At 68.6% G+C, this 24,338-nt stretch carries 21 protein-coding genes and 2 riboswitches; of the genes, 19 read left to right on the top strand and 2 right to left on the bottom strand.

Annotated features, from left to right (window positions below; translation table 11 throughout):
- Nucleotides 1-2: 2 nt before the first annotated feature.
- Nucleotides 3-2,951 carry a chemotaxis protein CheB gene (locus tag pbN1_RS06915; RefSeq protein ID WP_169202611.1) on the bottom strand — a complete coding sequence of 983 codons (2,949 nt, stop codon included), beginning with the start codon at nt 2,949-2,951 and terminating at the stop codon, nt 3-5.
- A gap of 491 nt (nt 2,952-3,442) precedes the next feature.
- Here pbN1_RS06915 and pbN1_RS06910 point away from each other — a divergent pair, with 491 nt between their 5' ends.
- The 19 genes from pbN1_RS06910 (at nt 3,443) to pbN1_RS06820 (ending at nt 22,277) form a co-directional block, all read left to right on the top strand.
- Nucleotides 3,443-4,312, top strand: coding sequence for an FAD binding domain-containing protein (locus pbN1_RS06910; RefSeq protein ID WP_244857187.1), 870 nt, complete (start codon nt 3,443-3,445; stop codon nt 4,310-4,312).
- Nucleotides 4,313-4,365: 53 nt separating this feature from the next.
- Nucleotides 4,366-4,881 (top strand): (2Fe-2S)-binding protein, encoded by a 516-nt coding sequence (locus pbN1_RS06905; RefSeq protein WP_169202612.1) that lies wholly within the window; start codon nt 4,366-4,368, stop codon nt 4,879-4,881.
- Nucleotides 4,878-7,256 carry a xanthine dehydrogenase family protein molybdopterin-binding subunit gene (locus pbN1_RS06900; RefSeq protein WP_169202613.1) on the top strand — a complete coding sequence of 793 codons (2,379 nt, stop codon included), beginning with the start codon at nt 4,878-4,880 and terminating at the stop codon, nt 7,254-7,256. Before pbN1_RS06905 ends, pbN1_RS06900 begins: the two co-directional genes overlap by 4 nt.
- Nucleotides 7,257-7,464: 208 nt before the next feature.
- Nucleotides 7,465-7,623, top strand: a riboswitch (cobalamin riboswitch).
- Between the two features lie 108 nt (nt 7,624-7,731).
- Nucleotides 7,732-7,908: a modified peptide precursor CbpA gene (gene cbpA / locus pbN1_RS06895; RefSeq protein ID WP_169202614.1), complete on the top strand. Its 177-nt coding sequence runs from the start codon at nt 7,732-7,734 to the stop codon at nt 7,906-7,908.
- 11 nt (nt 7,909-7,919) lie between these two features.
- Nucleotides 7,920-9,368 carry a peptide-modifying radical SAM enzyme CbpB gene (cbpB, locus tag pbN1_RS06890; protein ID WP_169202615.1) on the top strand — a complete coding sequence of 483 codons (1,449 nt, stop codon included), beginning with the start codon at nt 7,920-7,922 and terminating at the stop codon, nt 9,366-9,368.
- A gap of 77 nt (nt 9,369-9,445) precedes the next feature.
- A riboswitch (cobalamin riboswitch) is annotated at nt 9,446-9,658 on the top strand.
- A 152-nt stretch (nt 9,659-9,810) separates the two neighbouring features.
- The gene (locus tag pbN1_RS06885) at nt 9,811-10,437 is read left to right on the top strand and encodes an energy-coupling factor ABC transporter permease (protein ID WP_169202616.1); all 627 of its coding nucleotides are present in this window, start codon (nt 9,811-9,813) and stop codon (nt 10,435-10,437) included.
- A gap of 4 nt (nt 10,438-10,441) precedes the next feature.
- Complete coding sequence (gene cobM / locus pbN1_RS06880; protein ID WP_425305755.1) at nt 10,442-11,257, top strand: precorrin-4 C(11)-methyltransferase; 816 nt, start codon at nt 10,442-10,444, stop codon at nt 11,255-11,257.
- Complete coding sequence (locus pbN1_RS06875) at nt 11,250-12,131, top strand: sirohydrochlorin chelatase (RefSeq protein ID WP_169202618.1); 882 nt, start codon at nt 11,250-11,252, stop codon at nt 12,129-12,131. Before cobM ends, pbN1_RS06875 begins: the two co-directional genes overlap by 8 nt.
- A 5-nt stretch (nt 12,132-12,136) precedes the next feature.
- The gene (locus pbN1_RS06870) at nt 12,137-12,817 is read left to right on the top strand and encodes a precorrin-8X methylmutase (RefSeq protein ID WP_169202619.1); all 681 of its coding nucleotides are present in this window, start codon (nt 12,137-12,139) and stop codon (nt 12,815-12,817) included.
- Nucleotides 12,818-12,824: 7 nt separating this feature from the next.
- Nucleotides 12,825-13,985: a cobalt-precorrin-5B (C(1))-methyltransferase gene (locus pbN1_RS06865; RefSeq protein WP_169202620.1), complete on the top strand. Its 1,161-nt coding sequence runs from the start codon at nt 12,825-12,827 to the stop codon at nt 13,983-13,985.
- Entirely contained in the window at nt 13,982-15,286 is a 1,305-nt protein-coding gene (gene cbiE, locus pbN1_RS06860; protein ID WP_169202621.1) for a precorrin-6y C5,15-methyltransferase (decarboxylating) subunit CbiE, read from the top strand. Before pbN1_RS06865 ends, cbiE begins: the two co-directional genes overlap by 4 nt.
- Nucleotides 15,283-16,065 carry a precorrin-2 C(20)-methyltransferase gene (gene cobI, locus pbN1_RS06855; protein ID WP_169202622.1) on the top strand — a complete coding sequence of 261 codons (783 nt, stop codon included), beginning with the start codon at nt 15,283-15,285 and terminating at the stop codon, nt 16,063-16,065. Before cbiE ends, cobI begins: the two co-directional genes overlap by 4 nt.
- A complete protein-coding gene (locus tag pbN1_RS06850) occupies nt 16,062-16,826 on the top strand; it encodes a cobalamin biosynthesis central domain-containing protein (RefSeq protein ID WP_169202623.1) in 765 nt (254 codons plus the stop codon). Before cobI ends, pbN1_RS06850 begins: the two co-directional genes overlap by 4 nt.
- Nucleotides 16,823-17,269 (top strand): cobalamin biosynthesis protein, encoded by a 447-nt coding sequence (locus pbN1_RS06845; protein WP_210147687.1) that lies wholly within the window; start codon nt 16,823-16,825, stop codon nt 17,267-17,269. Before pbN1_RS06850 ends, pbN1_RS06845 begins: the two co-directional genes overlap by 4 nt.
- Complete coding sequence (gene cobJ / locus pbN1_RS06840) at nt 17,269-18,210, top strand: precorrin-3B C(17)-methyltransferase (protein WP_169202624.1); 942 nt, start codon at nt 17,269-17,271, stop codon at nt 18,208-18,210. Before pbN1_RS06845 ends, cobJ begins: the two co-directional genes overlap by 1 nt.
- A 76-nt stretch (nt 18,211-18,286) precedes the next feature.
- Complete coding sequence (cbiB, locus tag pbN1_RS06835; RefSeq protein ID WP_169202645.1) at nt 18,287-19,249, top strand: adenosylcobinamide-phosphate synthase CbiB; 963 nt, start codon at nt 18,287-18,289, stop codon at nt 19,247-19,249.
- Entirely contained in the window at nt 19,242-20,273 is a 1,032-nt protein-coding gene (gene cobD, locus pbN1_RS06830; RefSeq protein ID WP_169202625.1) for a threonine-phosphate decarboxylase CobD, read from the top strand. Before cbiB ends, cobD begins: the two co-directional genes overlap by 8 nt.
- Nucleotides 20,274-20,370: 97 nt before the next feature.
- On the top strand, nt 20,371-20,970 hold the full coding sequence (cobO, locus tag pbN1_RS06825) for a cob(I)yrinic acid a,c-diamide adenosyltransferase (RefSeq protein WP_169202626.1): 600 nt from the start codon (nt 20,371-20,373) through the stop codon (nt 20,968-20,970).
- 11 nt (nt 20,971-20,981) lie between these two features.
- Nucleotides 20,982-22,277, top strand: a complete 1,296-nt coding sequence (locus pbN1_RS06820; RefSeq protein WP_169202627.1) for a cobyrinic acid a,c-diamide synthase CobB — start codon at nt 20,982-20,984, stop codon at nt 22,275-22,277.
- Between the two features lie 144 nt (nt 22,278-22,421).
- Here the strand turns inward: pbN1_RS06820 and pbN1_RS06815 are convergent, their stop codons facing one another.
- Complete coding sequence (locus tag pbN1_RS06815) at nt 22,422-23,597, bottom strand: SRPBCC family protein (protein WP_169202628.1); 1,176 nt, start codon at nt 23,595-23,597, stop codon at nt 22,422-22,424.
- Between the last annotated feature and the right edge of the window lie 741 nt (nt 23,598-24,338).

The raw sequence follows: 24,338 nt of genomic DNA, 5'->3' as shown, positions 1-24,338 counted from the left end.
GGCTACTCCTTGTCCGGCGCGAGGCCGGCGTTATCGGCGCCGCCCTCGATCTGCATCAGCACGAGGAACGGCGGCCCCGTGGCCGCGTCTATCGGCCGGCCGCTGATGCGCACGCGCCTCCGCCCGATGGCCTCGAAGTCATGCTCGACGACGAAATCCTCGAACCCCTCGCCGTGCGTGCATACCCCTTCGAGTGCCTTGCGCAGCCGTGGGATCCCCCACTGGCCGTTGCCCAGATGGTAAAGGAGGTTGCCGACCGTCTCCAGCGGGGCGACCCGGAACGTGTCGAGAAACGCCGGATTCGCCGACACGACCTTGAGGTTTTTGTCGAGCACCAGCAGCGGGTGCCGGACCGCGTTGACGATGCCCTGCGCGTAGTCGCGGGCCTCCTGCGCCATCTGCAGCGCGCGCTTGGTGTCGTCGATGTCGACGAACGCGACGACCGCGCCTTCGAGTCGGCTCTCGATCGTCTTGTACGGCCGCACGCGGATCGAATACCAGCGCCCGTCGCGCGCCTGGCCTTCGATCTCCTGCACCGTGACGGTGTCGATGACCTGCGTGATGCGCTTCGGCAGATCCGGCACCCGGATGCCGAGTTCGATGTCGCCGATCGCGCGTCCGATGTCGCGGTCATCGAGATTCAGGTGCTTCCCGGCCAGCGGCGTGTAGCGGCGGATGCGCAAGTCGGTACCGAGGATCACGATCGGGACGTTGACGCTGCCGAGCAGGTTCGACAGGTCGTTGTTGAGCTGCGACAGCTCGCGGTTGCGCGTCTCGAGCTCCTCGTTGACGGTGGACAGCTCCTCGTTGACCGACTGCAGCTCTTCCTTGGCTGTTTCGAGCTCTTCGTTGGTGCTCTGCAGTTCCTCGTTGCTCGACAGGATCTCCTCGTTCGCCGAGCGCAGTTCCTCGTTGATCGTCTCGTCCTGCTCGATCACCGACTGCAGGTATTCCCGGGTCGTCGCCAGTTCGTGTTCGAGCATCGCCAGGCGTTCCTCGTGCTGCGCGCCGGGCGCGCTCGCGCTCCCCGGGGCAAGTGTCGCACCGTGCGCTGCGCGGAAGACGACGAGAAAGAAGCCCGGCGCGGCGGATTCGAGCGGCGACACTTCGACCTCGACGAGCAGCGTCTCGTCGCCGCGCCGCAACGCGATGCCTTCCTTGCGCGTCCCTGCGCGCGTCCTGAACGCCTCGCCGACGATCTCGCGCAGCTCCATCGCGAGCGCGCCGCGCGCCATCCGCAACAGGTTGAAACTCGCCTCGCCCGGCGCCGGTTCGAGAAACTCGCCGGTCTGGCCGCGAAACTGCACGATGTCCATCTGTTCGTTGATGACGACGCTCGCCGGGCAGTATCTCTTCATCAGCAGCCGGTCGACGGCCTTCGTCAGGTCGCGGCCGGCGAGCGGCAGCGCGGCGCGTTCGCGCGCGGCCGGTTCGGCGACGCTGAACGACGCCGACAGCGGTGCGGAAAAGTCGAGCTGCAGCGTCGCCGCGATCGCCTTCTTGGCGTAGATCTTGTGCTTCGTGTCGAGCGTCCGGTACATGTCGGCGTGCTTGCCGATGGTCTCGGCGCTGCCCAGCAGCAGGAAGCCGGCCGGCTTGAGCGCGTAGTGGAACAGCGCCAGCACTTTCTTCTGCAGCACCGGACCGAGGTAGATCAGGAGGTTGCGGCAGCTGATCAGGTCGAGGCGCGAGAACGGCGGGTCCTTGACGACGTTCTGTTTCGCGAACAGGCACATGTCGCGGATCTGCTTGCTGATCAGGTAGCCCTGCTCGTCGTGCGTGAAGTGGCGCGCGAGCCGGGCGGGCGACACGTCGGCGGCGATGCTGTCGGGGAAAAGCCCGGCGCGCGCCGTGTTGATCGCGTGGGTGTCGATGTCGGTGGCGAAGATCTGGATCGGCAGGTGGACGCCCGCTTCGTCCAGGCATTCGAGCAGCGCGATCGCGATCGAATACGGCTCCTCGCCGGTCGAGCAGCCGGGCACCCAGATGCGGACCGGGTCGCCGCCGCCGGCGCAGCGTTCGATGATCCTCGGCAGGATTTCGCGCGCCAGCGCGTCGAACACGGCCGGGTCGCGAAAGAACGCGGTGACGTTGATCAGGATCTCGTTGTAGAGCGTGTCGATCTCGGCCGGCCGCTCCTGCAGCAGCCTGACGTAGTCGGCGAGCCGGTCGAGCCGGTGGACGAGCATGCGGCGCTGGATGCGGCGGTGGATCGTCGTGTGCTTGTACTGGGCGAAGTCGACGCCGGTGCGCCGGCGCAGCAGGATGAAGAGCTTGTCGAGGTGCCGCTCGTCGGCGGGGGGAACGGCCGGCGCTTCGCGCGGCGTCGCGGCAACCCGCCCGGCGAGACGCGCGAGTTCGTGGGCGATCTCCGCCGGAGGCAGCACGAAATCGACGTAGCCGCTCGCGATCGCCGCTTCCGGCATGCTGCTGTAGCGGGCGCTGTCCTGGTCCTCGGCGAACGTGATGCCGCCTTCGGTCTTGATCATCTTCATGCCGGTCACGCCGTCCGACGCGGCGCCCGAAAGGATGACGCCGATCGCGCGGCTGCCCTGGTCCTGCGCGAGCGAGCGCAGAAAATAATCCACCGTCAGCTGCGGCGCGCGCGTCTCGGCAGGCGGCATCAGGTGCAGCACGCCGCCCAGGATTGCCAGGTTGGTGTTCGGCGGGATCACGTAGACGTGATCCCGCTCGACCCGCATGCCGTCGCCCGCCTCGCTGACCGGCATGTGCGTGCGCCCCGCGAGCAGGCTGGCGAGGATGCTGTGGTGCTTCGGGTCCAGATGCTGGACCAGCACGTAGGCCATGCCGAGGTCCGGCGCGAGATGGTCGAGGAACTCGTTGAAGGCTTCGAGGCCGCCGGCCGAAGCGCCGATGCCGACGATCGGGAACTCCCACCGCGGGAGCACGGGCGCGTCGCGATCGTCCGGGTCGTGGTTCTGTTCACTCATGGTTGGGTTCCACCCCGGCGGCCCTGCAAGCAACGCCAGGCCGGACCGGATGCTGTTGAAACAATGCGGTGCACGACAGTCGGCGTACCCGCCCCACCCGTGCGCTTCGTGTCCTGTCGCGACCGGCTCCGTGATGTCCGACCCCTGCACGGCCTTCCGGCAGTTCGGTGTCGCGGGAGCGGGGAAATTCTATATGAGTTCGCGTCCCGGGCCGTTTTCGGCTGCACCGGAAATTTCATGGAATTTTCAGGATAGGCGATGGATGCAGCGGATAGCGACGAAGCCGCTGCGCCGGTATCAATGGCGGTATTCGCAACAGGGCCATCCACGCGCCGATGAAGGCATGACCCGGATCGGCTTTTGGCGTTCCCGGAGCGGTGTCCCTGCGCGTCCGGGCGAGTCTGTCCGATTCCCGGGCAAAGGTTTCACGACTCGATGAACCAGGGCGACCGTCCTTTTTCTCCACCCACGTCTCGCGAAGGAGTCACTCCATGAGTAGTCGAATATTGCCGGACTTCGATCTTCTGCTGCCGAAGAGTCTTGCGGAAGCGGCCGAACTGCTGGCGACGCACCGGCAGCGCATCACCGTCATGGCGGGCGGCACCGACGTGCTGGTCGCGATGAAGTTCACGCAGTCGCCGGAATACGTCATGAGCCTCGATGGCATCCCCGGGCTCGGATATGTCGTGTTCGATGCGGCGAAAGGCCTGCGCATCGGTGCGAAGGCGACGATCGCGGACCTGCTGGAGCAGCCCGAGGTGAAGCACCATTACCCCGCGCTGTGGCACGCCGCCGAAATCTTCGCCACCGGCCAGGTGCGCAACACCGCGACGGTGCTCGGCAACCTGCTGCGCGCGTCGCCCGCCGGCGACTGCAGCTGCGCGATCTACGCGATCGGCGGCAAGCTCGTGCTGCAGCGCACGGCCGGCCGGCGCGAAGTGGATATCGACGACTTCTGGCTGTCGTACGGCGTCACCGCGCGCCAGCCCGACGAGCTCGCGGTCGAGCTCGTCCTGCCGCCGCCGGCCGTCGGCGCGCGCGGCGCCTTCAAGCGCATGACGCGCACCAACGACGACCTCTCGAAGCTCAACGTCGCGGTGCAGCTCGAGATGCTCGGCAACACCTGTGTCGAGGCGCGCTTCGCGATGGGCTGCGTCGCGCCGACGCCGTTGCGGCTCAAGAACACCGAGGCGCTGCTCAAAGGCCGGGAGCTCACCGCGGAACTGCTCGCGCGCCTCGTCGAGTCGGTGCCGTCGGAAATCAGCCCGATCGACGACAAGCGTTCGACCGCCGAATACCGCCGGCAGGTTTCCGGCGTTTTGCTCAAGCGCGCGATCGAGGAGGCGTGCAGCGCCGCCTGACCGACCCGAACCGACCCGAATCGGCGCGCGCCGATCTTCACGAGGAGACAGGAATGAAGAATGCAACGATCACGCTCCATATCAACGGAGAGGAATACAAGCTCGAGGTGGCGGTCAATCGCACGCTGCTCGAAGTGCTGCGCGACCAGCTCGGCATGACCGAGACCAAATACGGCTGCGGCACCGGCGAATGCGGCGCCTGCACGGTGCTCGTCGACGACCGGGCGATCAATTCGTGCCTCGCGCTCGCGGCGACGATGGACGGCAAGCGCATCACGACGGCGGCCGGGTTCGCGCACTTCGGCGAGCTGAACCACATCCAGCAGGCGTTCAACGACGAGGCGGCGATCCAGTGCGGCTACTGCACGCCGGGGATGATCGTGAAGACCGCCAGCCTGCTGGCGAAGAACCCGGACCCGACCGAGCACGAAATCCGCCACGCGCTCGAAGGCAACATCTGCCGCTGCACGGGCTACGAGAAAATCGTCAAGGCGGTGCAGAAAGCCGCCCGCACCGCGCCGGGACGCGCCGTCAAGGCGGACACGGCCTGTCAGGAGGTGGCGCAATGAACGCGGAAACCATCGTCGGCACAAGCGCGCAGCGCGTCGACGTCAAGGACAAGGCGACCGGCCAGGCGCTCTACGCGGCCGACATCCAGCTCCCCGGCATGCTGTACGGCAAGGTGGTGCGCTGCTGGGAGCATGCGCACGCGCGCGTCGTCCGCCTCGACCTCTCGCAAGCGGCGAAGTCGCCCGGCGTCGTCAAGGTGCTGGGCCCCGCGGACGTCACGCGGAACAAATACAACTCGTCGGTCATGGACCTGATGGTGTCCGCGCAGCTGCACGACCTGCTCGGCGACATCGACGACCAGGACATCTTCACGACGCACGTCAAATACCAGGGCGACGCGATCTGCGGCATCATCGCCCGGTCCGAAGAGGCCGCCGAGCGCGCCGCGGCGAAAGTCATCGTCGAGTACGAGCCGCTGCCGGTCTACCTGAGCGCCGCGGCGTCGAAGCAGCCCGATGCGATCCAGTTCACGCCGCAAAAGCCCGGCAACCGCGCTTTCCAGCTGCCCGAAGCGATGTTCCCCGGCAACGCGCTCGGCGGCGGCGACGTCGATGCGGCGATGCAGGACGCCGACATCGTCGTCGAGGACGTGTTCTACGTGCCGAAGCAGAAGCAGTGCCAAATGGAACCGCACGCGTATATCGCCAAGCTCGACAGCGGCGGGCGGTTGACGTGCTGGACGTCGTCGCAGATGCCCAAGCTCGTGCAGGCGAAGCTCGCGCGGCTGTTCGAGCTGCCGATGAGCCGCGTCAAGATCAATGCGACCGTGATCGGCGGCGGCTTCGGCGCGCGGCTCGGGATGATTTCGGAGCCGCAGGCGTGCGCAATGGCGATGGCGGTGCCGGGCCACCCGGTCAAGCTGCAGACGCTGCGCGAGGAGGATTGGGCGATCTCGCCGAGCCGCCACCCGGGCAAGTACTGGATGAAGATCGGGCTCAGGAAGGACGGCACGCCGCTCGCGTGCGACGCGCGCTTCGAGAACTACAAGGGCGCTTATTACCTCGACGCGTCGGGCACCGCTTTCACCGCCGGCGCGTGGCTCGGCGGCATGTACAAGTTTCCGGCGCTGCGCTACAAGGGCGAATCGTACTTCACCAACCAGGGCCTGACCGGCGCGTTCCGCGGCTACGGCAACCCGCAGACGAACTTTGCGCTCGAACAGCTGATCGACCGCGCGTGCGCGCAGGTCGGCGCCGATCCGGTCGAATGGCGCAAGAAATGGCACAAGGGCGTCGGCGACGACGGCTGGTGCGCGGGCGTGACTTATCCGTCATGCGCGCTCGACGAATGCCTCGACCGCGGTGCCGCGGCGATCGACTGGGCCGAAAAGCGCCGCAAATATGCGAACCAGACCGGCACAAAGCGGCGCGGAGTCGGCTGCGCGGTGATGAACCACACCAGCGGCGCGATGCCGATGCTGCTCGAACACACCGTCTGCACCGTCAAGATCAACGAGGACGCGACCGCCGAAGTGATCTTCGCGTGCTCGGACATGGGGCAGGGCTCGCACACCGCGTTGAAGCAGATCGCCGCCGAGACGCTCGGCTTCCCGTTCGGCGACGTGCAGCTCGCGAATCCCGGCTCCGACGCCGGCTTCGACATCGGCGCGCACGCGAGCCGCACGATCTACGTCGGCGGCGCGGCAGTGAAAGCCGCGTGCGAGGACGCCAAGCGGCAGCTTTTCGCCCGCGCGAGCGAGGCGCTGCAGGTTCCCGCCGACGAGCTCGACATCCGCGACAAGAAGATCTTCGTGAAGAGCGACCCGGCGCGCTCGATCGACGTCGAGAGCATCACGCGCGCCGGGGTTTACCATTTCATCGACCCGATGACCGGCAAGCCGGAAGGCGCACCGGGGCAGATCCAGGGCTACGTGAGCTTCTTCGCGCCGCACAACTCGCCGCCTTTCGGCGCGTCGTTCGCCGAAGTCGAAGTCGACACCGAGACCGGCGAAGTGCGCGTGCTGGAACTCGTCAACGCGCACGACATCGGCCGCGCGATCAACCCGGCGGCGGTCGAAGGGCAGCTCGAAGGCGGCATCCAGCAGGGGCTCGGTTTCGTGCTGAGCGAGGAGACGTATTACGACAGCCAGGGCCGGATGCTCAACAACAGCTTCACCGACTACAAGATGTTCGGCCCGAGCGACATGCCGAAGATCAAGACGATCCTCGTCGAGAACGCCGACCCGGTCGGGCCGTTCGGGGCGAAAAGCGTCGGCGAGTCGGGGCTGGTGAGCCCGGTCGGGGCGGTCGCGAACGCGATCTATCACGCGCTCGGCATCCAGTTCATGGAAGCGCCGATCACGCCCGAGAAAGTGCTGAAAGGCATCAACGAGAAAGGGCTGGGCGGGTCGCGCGAACGGCTGGGCGCTTGCTAGTTTCGGCAGTCCCTGCACAAAGCGGCCGCCCCGGGGCGGCCGTAGTTTTTCCGCAGGCCGAAAGCCGGTGACGACCGGCCCGGCTCCGGCTCAGTGCAGCCGTACCAAGCGCCCCAGATGCCACACGGTGTGGCCTTGACGCGATTTCTCGCCGCTCGCTAGAATGCGAGTCGATTTCGACAAAGGGGGCGCGCCGACCAGCCGCCCCGGAACACGGTGCGGGCCGCGGCCCAATTCCGTGGCGGGCCCGCCGCTGTAATCGGGGACGGAATCTGCAAGGTCGCGCGGCATGCGGCGACCAGCCACTGTGATGACGCATCGTCATGGGAAGGCGCAGACCAACCGGTTGATCCGAGAGCCAGAAGACCTGTCGGACTTCGCAGTTTCGAAACCAATGGCAAGGGGTTTCGCCGCACGCCTGGAAAGCGTCGCGGCGAAGCCCTTTTTGTTTTCTGGAAACGCAAGGAGAGATCGGATGACATCCCCCACGACCGCAGCAATCCCCGCCATCACCAGCGCCAAGCCGGCGATCATCGCCACCCGCCAGCATTGCGAAGCCGACGGCATCGGCCTGTCGCACTACATCCTGATGGATCGCGCCGCGAGTCCGGACGCCGTGCCGGACGCCGTTGAGTCTGACGCCACAGCGTAAGCGGAGGTCCCATGACTGCTGTGATCAACCCCGCCGCAACCACGGCGGGCGGGACGGCTGCGCCCGTGCGTTCGGCCGCGCCCTCGGCCGGCGCCTACGCCAACAGCGGCAACGGCCCCAGCCTGCTGCCGCTCGACATCGGCCACGCCGACTACCTGGCACTCACCGACCCGGCCACCGCCTTCTGGGCGCTGGTGCGCAAGGAGCGCCTGGCCGAGGCGCTCGGCGAAGGCCCGCTGCTTGCCGGTTACCGCGAAAAGTCGGCCGCTTTCGGTCGCGAGCTGCACGCGCTGCGTTTCGAACTCAAACCTTCGGCGGCCTACGTCAACCCGACCGAGCGCTGCAACCTCAACTGCACCTACTGCTACATCCCGGAAGGCATGCGCAGGAACGGTTCGCACATGGCTGCCGACCGCCTGCAGGAAGCGTTGGGGCGGCTCAAGACCTATTTCGCCGCGACCATGCCGGCCGGACGTTTGCCGCGCATCATCTTTCACGGGGCCGAACCGCTGATGAACCAGCAGGCGCTGTTTCCGGCCATCGCGGCGTTCAAGGACGACTTCGTCTTCGGTGTGCAGACCAACGCCACGCTGCTCGACACTGCCGCGATCGACTTCCTGGCCGGGCACGGGGTCAGCATCGGCCTTTCGCTCGACGGTCCGCTCGCCGAAACGACCGACGCCACGCGGCTGACCTTCGGTGGCAAGAGCGTGCATGACAAGGTGCTCGCCGCGATGGACGCGCTCAAGGGTTACGCCTCGTGGAGTGTGATTGCCACGTGCACCGAAAAGAACCTCGACCAGCTGGTGCCGCTGGTCGAACTCTTCCATGCCCGCGAAGTCCCGACCTGCATGCTCAACGCCGTGCGCTGCACGCTCCCCGGTGCGCGCACGGTGCGTCCCGACGATGCGGCGCTGGCAAATAGGTTCATCGCCGCGCTCGAACGTACCCACCAGTTGTACCGGGAAAGCGGGCGCAAGCTGGTCGTGGCGAATTTCGCCAACATCCTGCTCGCCATCCTGGCGCCGACGGCGCGCCGGCTGATGTGCGACATCTCGCCGTGCGGTGGCGGCCGTGCCTTCTTCGCACTGGCGCCCGACGGTGGCCTGTTCCCGTGCAGCGAGTTCATCGGGCTCGACGATTTCCGCGGCGGCAACCTGTTCAGCGACGACATCGACGCGGTGTTGCAGAGCGACGCCTTCCGCAAGGTGACCGGCCGCAACGTCGATGCCATCACGCCATGCAGCACTTGCGCGATCCGCCATTTCTGCGGCTCGCCGTGTCCGGCCGAGGCGCACGAAATGAACGGCGGCATGGACCGGGTCGGCGCCTTCTGCGGCTTCTACGAGGAACAGACGCGCTATGCCTTCCGCCTGATCGCCGACGGCAAGGCCGACGACTTCCTGTGGGACGGCTGGAAGGACGGCACCGAGAGCAGTTTCGACCTGATGCTGGCGTGATTCCTGCCTTCCCCGCTGGCCGTCAAGACTTGCCACTCGGGCGGGCTTGCCAGCCGGCGGCCGGCGGCGGTATGCTCTGCACCTTGTTCGATCCAGGTTCCTCGTCGTGCTTCCGTGCGGCGGGGTGAAACGGGAAGTCCGGTGCAACTGATGTGACCATCAGCCATTCCGGCGCAGCCCCCGCTGCTGTAAGCCTGACGACTCTGCTACTACGCCACTGCGCTTGCGCGGGAAGGCCGGCCGAGGAGGAAGAAGGCGAGCCAGAAGACCGGCCTGATCGATTGTTGGGTATGACCCCGGGGTGTGGGTTCGGCCGGCGATCAGGTGCGCGATAGCTTCATTCACGGCGGTGTGTCCGTCATCGATTCCCGCGTTCCGTTCCCCAGCGTTCTGCTTCCGTGGTTGTGCCGATGTCGTCGTTGCACTCAACCAGGGAGTCGTCATGCATATCGAACCGGGATTCGTTTCCTCCGCCAAGATCCTCGCCGCCAACGTCGCGGCGGTCGCGCTGCTGGGCAGCCAGTCGATCCATCTGGTCAAGCGGCCGCAGTTGATCGTCCGCACGCTGCTCGCGGCGCTGTTCTTCAGCCTCTTCATGCAGGCCTTCCACCTGCCGGCCGGACCATCGGAACTGCATTTCGTCGGCGCGATGCCGATCTACCTGACGCTCGGCTTCATCCCGACGCTGTTCGGCTTCGCCCTCGGCCTGCTGCTGCAGGGCCTGCTTTTCGAGCCGGCCGACCTGATCCACCTGGGCGTCAATTCGCTGTCGCTGGTCGTCCCGCTGTGCCTGCTCCACGCCACGCTCGGCCAGCGCCTGCAAGGACTCGACGTGAAGACCATCGTCAAGCTCGACGCCGTGTATTACAGCGGCGTAACGCTGATGGTCGGCTTCTGGCTGGCGATCGGTGAAGTGGCGACGCCGCTCGCCGCCTGGGCGACTTTCGCGGCCTCCTATGGCGCGCTACTGATCGTCGAACCGGTGTTCACGCTGCTCGTCGTCAAGGGCCTGGCGCGCTTCAAAGGCCATGCGGCCGTGCGCTTCTGCTTCGACCTGCGCCTGGCTTAAGGCCGTGCCGGGCAAGGTCTGGTTCGTCGGCGCCGGTCCCGGCGACCCCGAACTGATCACGGTCAAGGGCCGCGCCCTGCTCGAACGGGCGGGCGCGATCCTGTTCGCCGGTTCGCTGGTCGATGTCGCGGCGACGCGTTACGCGCCGGCGGCTTGCGTCATCCGCGACTCGAAGGACATGACGTTGGAAGCGATGACGGCCTGGCTGCTCGACGCCGCCGGCCGGCACGACACCGTCGTCCGCCTGCAGACCGGCGACCCCGGTCTCTACGGCGCGCTGATCGAGATGACGCGGCCCCTGACCGCGGCCGGCATCGACTGGGCCGTGGTGCCCGGCGTCTCGTCGGCGATGGCGGCGATGGCGGCGGCCGGCGAGACGCTGACCCTCCCCGAAGTGACGCAGACCGTGATCCTCACCCGCGTCGCCGGCCGTACGCCGATGCCGCCGGGCGAGGATCTCGCAGCGCTGGCGGCACATCATTCGACGCTGTGCATCTACCTCTCGATCACCTTGCTGCACGAGGTGCAGCGCGCCCTGCGCGCCGCCGGCTGGCGCGAGGACGCGCCGATGCTGGTGGTGCAGAAAGCCTCTTGGCCCGGCGAGGAAAAAATCATCCGCGGCACGCTGGCCGACATCAAGAAGAAGTGCCAGGCCGAGAAGGTCGGCGCCCAGGCGATGATCGTCGCCAGCCCGACGCTGGGTGCCGGCGACCGGGTCGGGATCGCCCGCTCCAAACTCTATGACCCGGCCTTCGCGCACCGCTTCCGTCAGGCGAGCGTCGCGGCGGACGCGCCCACCGGAGAACCCGTCCATGAATGACACCCTGCTCCTGATCGGCCACGGTTCGCGCCATCGCGCCGGCAACGAGGAAATCGAACAACTGGCAAAAAACTGGCGGCAACGCCACCCGGAATGGCGGATCGAGGTCTGCTTCATCGAACTCGCCGAGGTGCTGATGGAGGAGGGGCTCGACCGCGCCGCCGCGATCACGCCGTCCGGCGCGCGGGTCGTCGTGTTGCCTTTCATCCTCAACGCCGCCGGCCACGTCAAGATGGACATCCCGCAAGCCGTGGAGGCGGCCCGGCTGCGCCACCCGGCGACCGAATTCGTCTGCGCGCCGCACCTGGGCCTCGGGCGTGACATCTTCGCGATTGTCGAGCGCCGCCTCGACCACCTGCAGCGCGAACTGGCGGTGCCCGATCCGCGCACCACCGGCATCGTCCTGCTCGGTCGCGGCTCGTCCGACGCCGGCGCCAACGGCGAGATGGCGCGGCTGGCGCGCTGGGTGTTTGAGGCGCGCGAACACGACCTGGTCGACATCGCCTTCACCGGCATCACCCATCCGCGCCTCGAAACGGTGGTCCAGCGGCAGGCCCGGCTCGGCATGACGCAGATCCTCATCCAGCCGGTCTATCTGTTCACCGGCGTGTTGATCGAACGGATTGGCGAGCAGGTCGAGCGGCTGCGCTCGGCCTATCCGCAGCTCAGTTTCGCGCTCGGGTCCTACTTCGGCTTCGACGAGGAAATCTTCGCGCTGCTCGATGCGCGCGCACTGGCTGCCGCCAGCGGCGAGCAGCTGCTCGACTGCGACGGCTGCGGCTTCCGTCGCGCCGTCGAGGCCGCGCACGCGCACCATCACCACCCTGTCCACGCCGCGGCCCCCGCTTGCGGCGCCGGCTGCGACCACCCCTGACCGCCATGAATACGCTCTGCAATACCGTCACCGAGCAGCTGACCGTCGCTGGTCAGCGCATCGAACACGATTCCTTTTCGATCATCGACGCCGAGGTTGGCGCGCATCCTTATACCGATGCGCAGTGGCCGATCGTGCGCCGCATGATCCACGCCACCGCCGACTTCGAGTTCAACGGCCTGGCCGAATTTCACCCGCGGGCGGTCGAAGCGGGTCTCGCGGCGGTGCTCGGCGGCGGCGCCCCCATCGTCGCGGACGTCGAGATGATCAACGTCGGCCTGTCGGCGCCGCGCCTCCGCCATTTCGGGCTGACGCCGCACCAGTTCATCTCCGACCCCGATGTGATCGAGTCGGCGAAAGCCGAAGGCACGACGCGCGCCGTGCAGGCGATGCGCAAGGCGCAGCGGCTGGGCCTGCTCGACGGCGCGCTGGTCGGCATCGGCAACGCGCCGACCGCGCTGCTCGAAGTGATCCGGCTGGTGCGCGACGAGGGTGCCCGCCCGGCGCTGATCGTCGGCATGCCGGTCGGTTTCGTCTCGGCGGCCGAATCGAAGGATCTGCTGGCCAGCGTGCAGGAGGTGCCGTGGATCATTTGTCGCGGGCGCAAGGGCGGCTCGACGCTGGTCGTCGCGGCGCTGCATGCGCTGTTGTCGCTGGCCGAAAGCCGGCAGCGGCGTGCCGGCTGATCTCTCCATGAATGCTGCCGAAAAGGTCCGCAAGGGCGCGCCGGTCCGCCGGCGCGGCAACCGCACCGGCTTCACGACCGGCGCCTGCTCGGCGGCGGCGGCCCGGGCCGCGACGCTGGGCTTGGTGAGCGGCCGGGTGCCGGATCACGTCGACTGTCGGCTGCCGAACGGGCAGCTCGTCCGTTTCGCGGTCGCGGACGGCGCGGTCGATGCCGATTCGGCGCACGCCGTTGTCGTCAAGGACGCCGGCGACGACCCCGATGCGACCAATGGCGCGCACCTGACCGCCGATGTGCGGCGCCTGCAGGGCGAGGCCGGCCGCGTCAAGCTGTGCGGCGGTCCCGGTGTCGGTACGGTGACGCAGGAAGGACTGGGGCTGGAAGTCGGTGGTCCGGCGATCAACCCGGTGCCGCGCGCCAACATTGCCGACAACGTGCGCGCCGCCGCCGGCGACCTGTTGGACCGTGACGGTCTCGAAGTGACGATTTCGGTGCCCGGCGGCGAGGCGATGGCGAAAAAGACGCTCAATGCCCGGCTCGGCATCCTCGGCGGCATCTCGATCCTCGGTACCACCGGCATCGTCAAGCCGTACTCGACCGCTGCCTTCCGCGCCAGCGTCGTGCAGGGCGTGCAGGTTGGCGCCGCGCAGCGCCAGCCGGCAGTGGTGTTCACGACCGGCGGCCGGACCGAGAAATGCGCGATGCGCGAACACCCCGAACTGGCCCAGGCCTGCTTCGTGCAGATGGGCGATTTCGTCAAGGCGGCCTTCGATGCGGCGCAGAAATACGGCTTCCGCCGCGTCATCCTCGGCGCGATGGTCGGCAAACTGACCAAGGTCGCCCAGGGGCTCGCGGTGACGCACGCCTGGCGCAAGGCCATCGACCGCGACCTGCTTGCCGGCGCGGCCAGCGAAATCGGTGCGCCGCCGGTGCTGGTCGAGGAAATCCGCGCCGCCGAAACCGGGCGTTTCGCCGCCGAGAAACTTGCCGCGCTCGGGTTGGCCGTGCCTTTCCACCGTGCGCTCGCACAACGCGCCTGGGCCAGTCTGAATGCGCGTTATCCGGGCGCCTTCGAACTGGACATCCTGGTCTGTGACTTCGAAGGCCGGCCCATCGTCACGCTGCGCCACGCCGAGGCCGTGGGGGCATCGCAAGGAGAGTCTTCGTGAGCACCTGTTACATCGTCGGCGTGCATGAACACGGCGGGGCAGGGCCGGAAGCGGCATTGCCGGAAATTCTTTTCGGCCGAAGGGAGTCCCTGTGGGACAAGGGCGATTTGGTGATCGGGGCGGCTCATCAACTGCGCGCTGTCGAGACGCTGCTGCCGGCGCGGGCCGAACGCCGCGATGCGACCGGTCGCATCGCGGCGGTCGCCAGTTGGGTCGAGCAGGCGCTGGCCGACCGCCTGACCGTGATCGTGCTCGCCACGGGCGACCCGCTGTGCTTCGGCCTCGCCGCTTCGCTGATCGAAAAACTCGGCCGCCAGCGCGTGGTCGTGCTGCCGGCGCTGTCCAGCCTGCAGCTCGCCGCAGCGCGGCTCGGCCTGCCCTGGCAGGATGCCAGGCTGGTTTCGGTACACGCGGCCGATGCTGGCGAATGGACTCCCGGCGCGCGCCACGACCACGGCCTGGCGCCGCTGGCTCGCGCCATCGCCCGCCACGACAAGCTGCTCTGCCTGACCTCGCCGGCCAACGACCCGGCCCGGATCGCGCGCCTGCTGGTTGCTGCCGGATGGGGCGACACTTTCCGGATCGACGTTGCGGCGCGGCTGACGGCGCCTGACGAAGCCGTGTTTGCCGACCTCAGCCCGGCCGACGTGGCACAGCGCGAGTTCCCGCAGCCCAACGTCGTCGCCTTGCGCCGTGTCGTGCCGCGCGTGGTGCGTCCGGCCTTCGGTTTCGAGGACGCGGAATACGTCCAGCGGCAACCTGAAAAAGGACTGCTGACCAAACTCGAAGTGCGTGCCGTCTCGCTCGCCAAGCTGCGTCTGAAACCCGCTGCGCTGGTCTGGGACATTGGCGCCGGCGCCGGTACGGTCGGCCTCGAAGCGGCGCAGCTGTGCCCGGAGGGCCACGTCTACGCGATCGAAAAAAACGTCGCCGACGTCGCCAACGCATGCGAGAACGCGCGCCGCCTCCAAGTTTTCAACTACACGCTGGTCGAGGGCAGGGCGCCGCAACACCTCGACACCTGGCCCGACCCCGATGCGGTGTTCATCGGCGGTTCGGGCGGCGAACTGACGACGCTGATCGACCTCTGCCTGAGCCGCCTGACGCCCGGCGGCCGCCTGGTCATGAATTTCGTCACGATCGAAAACCTCGCCACCGCGACTGCCGCGCTCAAGGCAGCTGGCGCGGCGTGGGAGATCGTTCAACTCTCGGCGGCGCGCAGCCAGCCGATCCTCGATCTGCACCGCTTCGCTGCCCAGAACCCGGTGTGGATCGTCGTCGCCACCAAGGAAATTGCATGAGCAAATCATTCGGCCGCCTGATCGGCGTCTCCCTCGGCCCCGGCGACCCCGGCCTGATCACGCGGCGCGGCTGGGAGGCACTCAACAGCGATGCGCGCTGGACCTACCCGGTGAAAAAGGCGGGCGAGGTCTCCTACGCGCTCGACATCGCGCTGCGCGCCGGCCTGGCGCTGCCGGTCGACGCGGTGGCGCTGGTCTTCCCGATGACGACCAAGGCCGAGCTGCTGGCGCGCGCCTGGCTGCAGGCCGCCGACGAGACCGTGCGCCTGCTCGCCGAAGGCTGTGACGTGTTGTTCCTGGTCGAAGGCGACGCCTCGACGTATTCGACCTTCGGCCATCTGGCGCGCGCCGTGCGCGAACTGCAACCGGGCATCGAGGTCGAGGTGATCGCCGGCGTCAGCTCGTATTGCGCCAGCGCGGCGCGCATCGGCCGCCCGATCGCCGAGGCCGACGAGACGCTGGCGGTGTTTCCAGCCTCGTACGGCGTCGAGGTCATCGACCGCATGCTCGACGAATTCGACAGCCTGGTGCTGCTGAAGGTGAAGCCGATGCTGGAAGGGGTGCTCGACCTGCTCGAAGCGCGGGGCATCGCGCCGCACGCGGTGTATGTCGAAAAGGTCGGCACGCCCGACGAGCGTGTCGTGGCGGACGTGTTGTCGCTGCGCGGCGCAACGATTCCCTACCTGTCGCTGATGCTGGTGAAGAACCCCGGCCGGGCGAAACGACCGACGCAACGCGGTTGCCGCAGCAAAGCCGTGGCGAGCGCCGAGGCGGCATGAAGCACCACCTGCCTTTCGGTTCCGAGCGCGTCGCGGTCGTCGCGATCACGCGCCACGGCATCGCCCACGCCGGGCGTGTCGTCGCGGCGCTGCCCGGCGCCCGCCTGTTCGCGCCCGGGAAGTTCCACGCCGAAGCCGAGGCCGCCGCGCCGGGTGCCGCCACGTGTTTCAGCGGCAAGACCGGCGATCAGGTATCGGCGTTGTTCGCGGCCTTCGACGGCATCGTCTGCGTCGTTTCGCTGGGCGCCGTGGTGCGCCTGATCGCGCCGCACCTGAAAGGCAAGGACATCGATCCCGGCGTGGTGGTGCTCGACGAAGGCGGGCGCTTCGTCATCCCGGTGTTGTCGGGCCACATCGGCGGTGCCAACGCGCTGGCGGCGCGGCTGGCCGAAAAGCTCGGCGCGACGCCGGTGTTCACGACGGCGTCCGACAGCCGCGAAACCCTCGCCGTCGATCTGCTCGGCCGCGAGTTCGGCTGGACCATCGAGGCGCCCAAGGACAACCTGACGCGCGCCGCAGCGGCGGTGGTCAACGACGCGCCGGTCGCGATCGTCCAGGAGGCGGGAGAAAAACACTGGTGGACGCGCGAGGCGCCGCTGCCGGCCAATCTGCACTTGCTCGATTCGCTCGACGACGTCGCCCCGGACGCCTTTGCCGCCGTGCTCTGGATCAGCCGGCGCGACCCGGCGATGGCGGCCGCCCATCTCGACCGGCTGGCCGGCAAGCTCGTCACCTACCGGCCGCCGCCGGAGGGCGCATGAACGCGCCCGCCGTGACCCCGTTGCGCCTCGCGCTGGGCCTGGGCTGTGATCGCGGCACGCCGGCGGCGACGATCGCCGATGTCGTCGATGCGGCGCTTGCGCAAATCGCGCGTCGACACCCCGGCGCGGCGCTCGCCGTCGAAGCGGCGGCGAGTATCGACCTGAAGGCCGACGAGGCCGGCCTGCGCGAATTTGCCGCGCTGCGCGACTGGCCGCTGACCTTCTACCCGGCGGCGCAACTCGCCACGGTGACGGTGCCCAACCCCTCGGCGACCGTGCTGCGCCATACCGGCACGCCGTCGGTGTCGGAAGCCGCGGCTTTGCTGGCGGCCGGTGCGGACACCGGGGCGGCCGCAGCACCGGCCGCCCTGCTGATTGAAAAACACCGGCTGCGCGGTCCCGACGGCCGCAACGCCACCGTCTCCATTGCGAGGATCGCCTGATGAATGCAGCGCCCGGAAAAATCTCTCTCGTCGGCATCGGCCCCGGCAGTCTCGACCACCTGACGCCGGCGGCGCGCACCGCCATCCTCGACGCCGACACGGTGATCGGCTACGCCACCTACATCAAGCTGGTCGAGCCGCTGCTGGCCGGCAAGGAAGTGATCAGGAAGTCGATGACCGAGGAGATCGACCGCGCGATCGAAGCCTTGGCGCGCGCGCGCGAAGGCCGCAAGGTGGCGCTCATTTCCTCGGGCGACGCCGGCGTCTACGGCATGGCCGGGCCGACCTACGAGGTGCTGTTCGAGGCGGGCTGGAATCCTGAATCGGATATTGCGGTCGAGGTGATCCCCGGCGCCTCGGCGCTCAACAGCTGCGCGGCACTGGTCGGCGCGCCGCTGACCCACGACTTCTGCGCGATTTCGCTGTCCGACCTGCTGACGCCCTGGGCGGTCATCGCGCGCCGGCTCAACGCCGCCGCCGAGGCCGACTTCGTCGTCGCGCTCTACAACCCGAAAAGCGGCCGCCGCAGCGAGCAGATCGTGCACGCGCAAAGCCTCTTCCTCGCCCACCGCGACCCGCGGACGCCGGTTGCCATCGTCAAGTCGGGTTACCGCGCCAGGCAGAAGGTCGAACTGACGACGCTGGCGCAGCTTGCCGAGGCCGAGATCGGCATGTTGTCCACCGTGCTGATCGGCAATAGCCACACTTTCGCGCGCGCTGGACTGATGGTCACGCCGCGCGGCTACACCAACAAATACGACGTGGGAAGCGGCGACACGCGCGAAGGCGAGCAACGTGGCCGTTCCTTGTCCACCGGTCTCGACGGTTTCGTCGCCACGGTGCGCGACAGCGCGGAAGACGCGAGTCGGCTCGCCGAACGCTTCGGCCTGCCGCTGACCTACATCGAACAGCTGCTGGCCGAGCCGGCTGCCGTGACCTGAACCGATGACGGCGGCAATGTCCACCACGGGGACCGTCTATCTGGTCGGTGCCGGACGCGGCGATCCCGAGCTCCTGATGGCCGCGGTCGAATTGTTGCCATTGCTGCAGCTGCCGCTCTGCGCCCTCGTCGCCGTCGGGCTCGACCGCCTGTTCGGCGAACCGCGCCGCTTTCATCCGCTGGTCGGTTTCGGCCGGCTGGCGCAAGGGATCGAAGCGGCGTTGCGCCGCTTCCCGACCCGGCACAACTGGCAAAAAAGTGCCGGCATCGCCGCCTGGGCGCTGGCCGTCCTGCCTTTTGCCGGCCTCGCGCTGTGGCTGCGCAATATCGCGCCGGCCTGGCTGGTGGTGCCGCTCGATGTCGTCCTGCTCTACTTCGCGCTCGGCGCAGAGAGCCTGCGCGAACACGTGGTGCCCATCGCCGCCGCACTCGACGCCGGCGAGCTGCCCGCCGCACGCGAGGCCGTGGGCCGCATCGTCTCGCGCGACACCACGGCGCTCGACGAGCCGGCGGTTGCCCGCGCCGCCGTCGAATCGACGCTGGAAAACGGCAGCGACGCGGTGTTCGGCGCGCTGTTCTGGTTCGCCTTGCTGGGCGGCCCGGGCGCCTTGCTCTTCCGCCTCGCCAATACGCTCGACGCGATGTGGGGCTACCGCAACGAGCGCTACCTTCACTTCGGCCGGGCGGCGGCGCGTGTCGACGACCTGCTGGGTTACTTGCCGGCTCGCCTTTGCGCGCTGACCTACGCGGTGCTCGGCCGCGGGGGGCAGGCGCTGGCCTGCTGGCGCGCCCAGGCGCCGCTCTGGGACAGTCCGAACGCCGGCCCGGTGATGGCCGCTGGCGCCGGCAGCCTCGGGGTGAGTCTGGGTGGCGCGGCGGTGTATCACGGGCAGCGCGAGGCACGCCCGGCGCTGGGCGTCGGACCGGCGCCGACGGCAGCCGACATCCGACGTGCACTGACGCTGGTTCGGCGCGGCATCGGCCTGTGGCTGCTCGCCGGCTTCGTGCCGGCGCTGGTCTGGGGAGCGCTCCATGCTTGAACACGGCGGGCGGCGTCGCGCTGCGGCCAGGCGTTACGCAATCCCGGAGGCCGACTGGCTGGACCTGTCGACCGGTATCAGTCCGCACGGTTATCCGGTGCCGGCCATCGCGCCCGAGGACTGGCTGCGTCTGCCCGAAGACGACGACGGCCTGCTCGACGCCGCGGCGGCGTACTACGGCACCGCGCGGCTGGTGGCGCTGGCCGGCTCGCAGCCGGCGATCCAGGGCCTGCCTTTCCTGCTGCCGCGCGGTCGCGTCGGCGTGCTGGCGCCGACCTACGCCGAACACCCGCATCACTGGCAGCGCGCCGGCCATGAGGTGATCCGCTTTGCGGCCGCGGCGCTGCCCGCCGTCGCGGACACGGTCGATACGCTCGTGATTTGCCAGCCGAACAATCCCGATGCCGGCTGTATCGCGCCGGCGGTCCTGATCGACGTCGCCGAACGCCTGCAGGCGCGTGGGGGCCATCTGGTGGTCGACGAAGCCTTCATCGACGCGACGCCCGACGATTCGGTGATCACACTGGCCGGCGATCGCCTGCCGCACCTGATCGTCCTCCGTTCGCTCGGCAAGTTCTTCGGCCTCGCCGGCGCCCGCGTCGGCTTCGTCGCTGCCCGGCCGGACCTCCTCGCCGCGCTGCGCGAGGTGGCCGGCCCCTGGCCCCTGTGCGGGCCGGCACGCACGTTGGCGCGCCGGGCGCTGGCCGATACGGCCTGGCAGGCCGTCATGCGGCGCACGCTGGTCGAAGCCAGCGCACGCCTCGCCCGGCTGCTCGCGCCGCTCGATCCGGAGGGCACGCGGCGCGTGCATCCGCTGTTCGTCTGGCTGCCCACCCCGGTGGCGGAATCGGTCGCCGCTGCGCTGGCGCGCCAGGGCATCCTGGTTCGCCATTTCGTGGCCCCCGATTGCCGAGGCTTGCGCTTCGGCCTGCCGGGGGCGGAGCGCGACTGGCAACGCCTTGAAGCGGCGATTCGTGCGCTGGCCGGTCCGGCGGCGTGCAAGGATTCCGGGGGGACGGCATGACCGTCCGCGCTGATGGTGCAGGGCTGCACCTCCGACGCCGGCAAGAGCATGGTGGTAGCCGACCGGTAACAATTACAACAGGGGGATATGAAACGTGATGGATGAAGCCGATCAACGCCACCGCCAGCGCATGGCGCGCAAAAAGCAGGTGATCGACGCACGCATCGCCGCCGCGCAGGGAGCACGCGGCGTGGTGGTGCTCCACACCGGCAACGGCAAGGGCAAGTCCTCGGCCGCCTTTGGCGTACTGGCGCGCGCACTCGGACACGGCCAGCGGGCGGCCGTGGTGCAGTTCGTCAAGGCGCGTTCGGACACCGGCGAGGAGGAGTTTTTCCGCGTCCACCCGCAGGTGCGCTGGCACGTCATGGGCGAAGGCTTCACTTGGGAAACGCAGGACAAGGCACGCGACGCGGCCGCCGCGCAGGCCGCCTGGGCGCAGGCGCGGGCCTATCTGGCCGACCCGGTGATCGACCTGCTGATCCTCGACGAGATCACCTACGCTTTCAAATACGGCTGGCTCGACCTCGACGCCGTCATTGCCGCGCTCAAGGACCGACCGCCCATGCAGCACGTCATCCTGACCGGCCGCGCGGCGCCGCCGGCGCTGGTCGCGGCCGCCGACACGGTGAGCGAGATCGCGGCGGTCAAACACGCCTTCCAGGCCGGGGTGCCGGCGATGCCCGGTGTCGAGTTCTGAACGGAATCACCATGCCGAGTTGTCCCGCACTCTTCATCGCCGCGCCGGCCTCGGGCCAGGGCAAGACCACTGTCACCGCCGCGCTCGCGCGCCTGCACGTCCGCCAGGGCCGGACGGTGCGCATCTTCAAGTGCGGCCCCGACTTTCTCGATCCGCAGATCCACGCCTTCGCCAGCGGCCAGCCCTGCTACAACCTCGACCTCGGCATGTGCGGCGAGGCCGACGCGGCGTGGCGGCTGGCCGAAGCGGCCGCAGGCGCCGAGCTGATCCTGATCGAGGGCGTGATGGGTCTGTTCGACGGCCAGCCCTCGGGCGCCGACATCGCGCGCCGTTTCGGCGTGCCGGTGGTGGCGGTGATCGACGCCGCCGCGATGGCGCAGACCTTTGGCGCGCTCGCCCACGGCCTCGCTACCTTCCAGCCCGGTCTGCCGTTCTCCGGCGTGCTCGCCAACCACGTCGGCAGCGCCGGCCACGGCGAGCTGCTGCGCACCAGCCTGCCGGCCGGGATGCGTTTCTACGGCGCGATCCCGAAGGACGCCGGGGCGGCCTTGCCGGAGCGCCACCTCGGCCTGCTGCAGGCGATCGAGATCGCCGACCTCGGTCATCGCCTCGACCGCATCGCCGACCATCTCGCTGCCACCGGCGCCGCCGAGCTGCCACCGGCAGTCGACTTTCCCGCCGTCACCCCGCCGGGGGTGGCCCCGTTGCTGGCCGGAAAAACGCTGGCGATTGCGCGCGACGCCGCCTTCAGCTTCATCTATCCGGCCAACCTCGACTGCCTGCGCGCCCTTGGCGCCCGGTTGGAATTTTTCTCGCCGCTGGCCGGCGATACCCTGCCGACCTGCGACGCGATCTGGTTGCCCGGCGGCTACCCGGAACTACACGCGGCCGAACTGTCGTCGCGTCGTCCCCTGTGGCAGGCGCTGGCCCGGCATGTCGCGGCCGGCCGCCCGGTGCTCGCCGAATGCGGCGGCATGATGAGCCTGTTCGAGACCCTGCGCGACAAGGCGGGCCACGCCCATGCGATGGGCGGACTGCTTCCCGGCGAGGTCGCCATGCAGGACCGCCTGTCGGCGCTCGGCACGCAACTCGTCGAATTGCCCGAGGGCCGCTTCGCCGGCCATACCTTCCACTACTCGAAGGCGGCGACGCCGCTCGCGCCGCTCGCCCACGGCACCCCGCTGGCGGCGCGATTCAAGGGCCGGCCGGGCGAGGCGATCTACCGCGTCTCGCGCCTGACGGCCAGTTACCTGCACTTCTACTTTCCGTCCAACCCGGAGGGCACAGCAGGGATATTTTTGCGATAAGCGACACGTGAGGATGAACCTTGGTCGAACAGGGTTTCCGATCAACCAATCCAGTTTCGGCCGTCCCTGCACAAAGCGGCCGCCCCGGGGCGGCCGTAGTTTTTCCGCAGGCCGAAAGCCGGTGACGACCGGCCCGGCTCCGGCTCAGTGCAGCCGTTGAGCATCTTCGGCCGCACGTCTGGCCGAGGCATCGCGCGCGGCGACGCCCGTTTCGAGGAAGGACTTCACGCGCATCAGGTCCTCATCGATCTCGGTCTTCGCATCGCGCCTGAGCAGCCGCGCTGCCGCATGGCCGATCGCCCCGGCGGCGGGCGCGTAGTCCATCGACACCCGCAGCCGCGTGCCTTCGCCGGCGGGTTCGAAGTCGACGCGCCCTTCGCTCTCGACCGGTGCGCCCTGGACCGTGTGCCAGGCGAGGCGGCGGTTCTGTTCGCGCTCGGTGATCCGGGCGTCCCATTCGACCGGACCGAACGGGCCGGCGACTTTCCAGTGCCAGCAGTCCTCGCCGGTCGGCCGCACTTCCTCGACGTTGCGCATGAACTGCGGAAAATCCTCCTGGTGCTGCCAGAAGTCGAAGACGCGTTCGGGCGGGGCAGCGATGAACATTTCCTTGTCGATATGCACGTTGCGTGGCCCCGACATGCCCGTGACCTCGCCGAGCTTGCGGTTTGCCAGCGCGCGCGTGACGAGCGCGCCGCCGAGCAGCGCCTGCAGCATGCCGAGCGGACGGTTGCGCGACAGCCCGGCCAGCGCGAGTGCGCCGCCCGCGACCCCCGCGAGCAGCCGGATCGAGGGCGGCCAGCTCTCGGCCATTCCCGCGCCACGGCGCCCTTCGTGCGCAAGCGCCCCCTGCAGCGCGGAAACGTTCCCCGGCTGCTCGTGTACCTGTAACTGGTCCTCGATCCCCGTGACGCCGCGCACCGACCATACCGCGCTCATCAGGCGGTTCACCTCGTTCGCGAGCACCGGCCCGGACAGCACCACCGTGCCGTCGTCGCGCGCCTGCACCCTGAGCGCGTGTGAATTGCGCACCACCCTGCCGATGCGGGCACGCACGCGCTCCTCGACCTGATGTGCCGTCACCGGCTGCAACCGGCCCGTACCCGGACGTAACCGGGCCGCGATGCCGTAGCTGCGGTTGACCGCGTCGCGGTACGCGGTGTCGGCGAAGTGGGTCAGCCGGTTGCGCGCGCTCTCGAACTGATCGACGACAAACGCGCGCCGGCGCCTGCCGACATCGGGATCGAATAGATACATCGCCAGCATCCCGAGACCGAACCCCCGGATTGCCGACGTGACGCGACTCACATGGTTTCTCATTCCAGTCCTCCTTGCCGGCCGCTGCGACGACAGGAACAACGCCCCCGGCTTCGTGAAGTGGGCACCGTCGACACCGTCGCGCCGGGGATTACCGCGACGAAGCCGGCCTCGCCCGGCCAGCCGTGTCGGTCGGGTGCGGGCTCACGAAGGAGGCGTGGGCAAGAAACGTTCCCTGCGGGAATGCCGCAGAGGACGCCGGAAAGCAGCGCGGCGAGGGGCGCAGCCGGCTGCGGATTGTAAAGATTGCGGGCGGGTGCAAATTCCGCAGGGCGCTCCGGTCCGGCGTAAACGTGGTCAGCCTCCCGCGCTCGGCCCCGCCTTGGGACGCTTCCTCACATCCATCGGCCGGACGAGCGCGCGCGTCATCATCGCGGGCAACGCCACGGGGATCAGGTGAGCGCCCGGGAACAGACGCTGAAGGGGCCGGTCTCGATCGGCTAGCGGCCATTGACCCGAAAATCGGGGCGAACGGCAGTTCCGTGCTCCGACGAGCTCACCCTTTCGATCCACTGCTGTCATTCGACGTTCGGATGGTCCGATGGCAGGTTCCTGAGCATAGCTGTCACCCAGAGCGGCAATTGACAGACGGCCCCTCGGCCTGACCGGCCGTTGGCCTGATGGTCCGTGTCGGGCGGCAATGCGACGGTCACTTGCCGGTCAGCTGCTGAGGGAGCTCATTGACCGCTTGTCACGTCGGGCTACAGCCGGACCCGACTGCAGACCGAACGCGGAGTGCGACCA

The sequence above is a fragment of the Aromatoleum bremense genome (assembly GCF_017894365.1).
Classification (GTDB): Bacteria; Pseudomonadota; Gammaproteobacteria; order Burkholderiales; family Rhodocyclaceae; genus Aromatoleum; species Aromatoleum bremense.
This window is presented reverse-complemented; position numbering and strand designations above follow the sequence as displayed.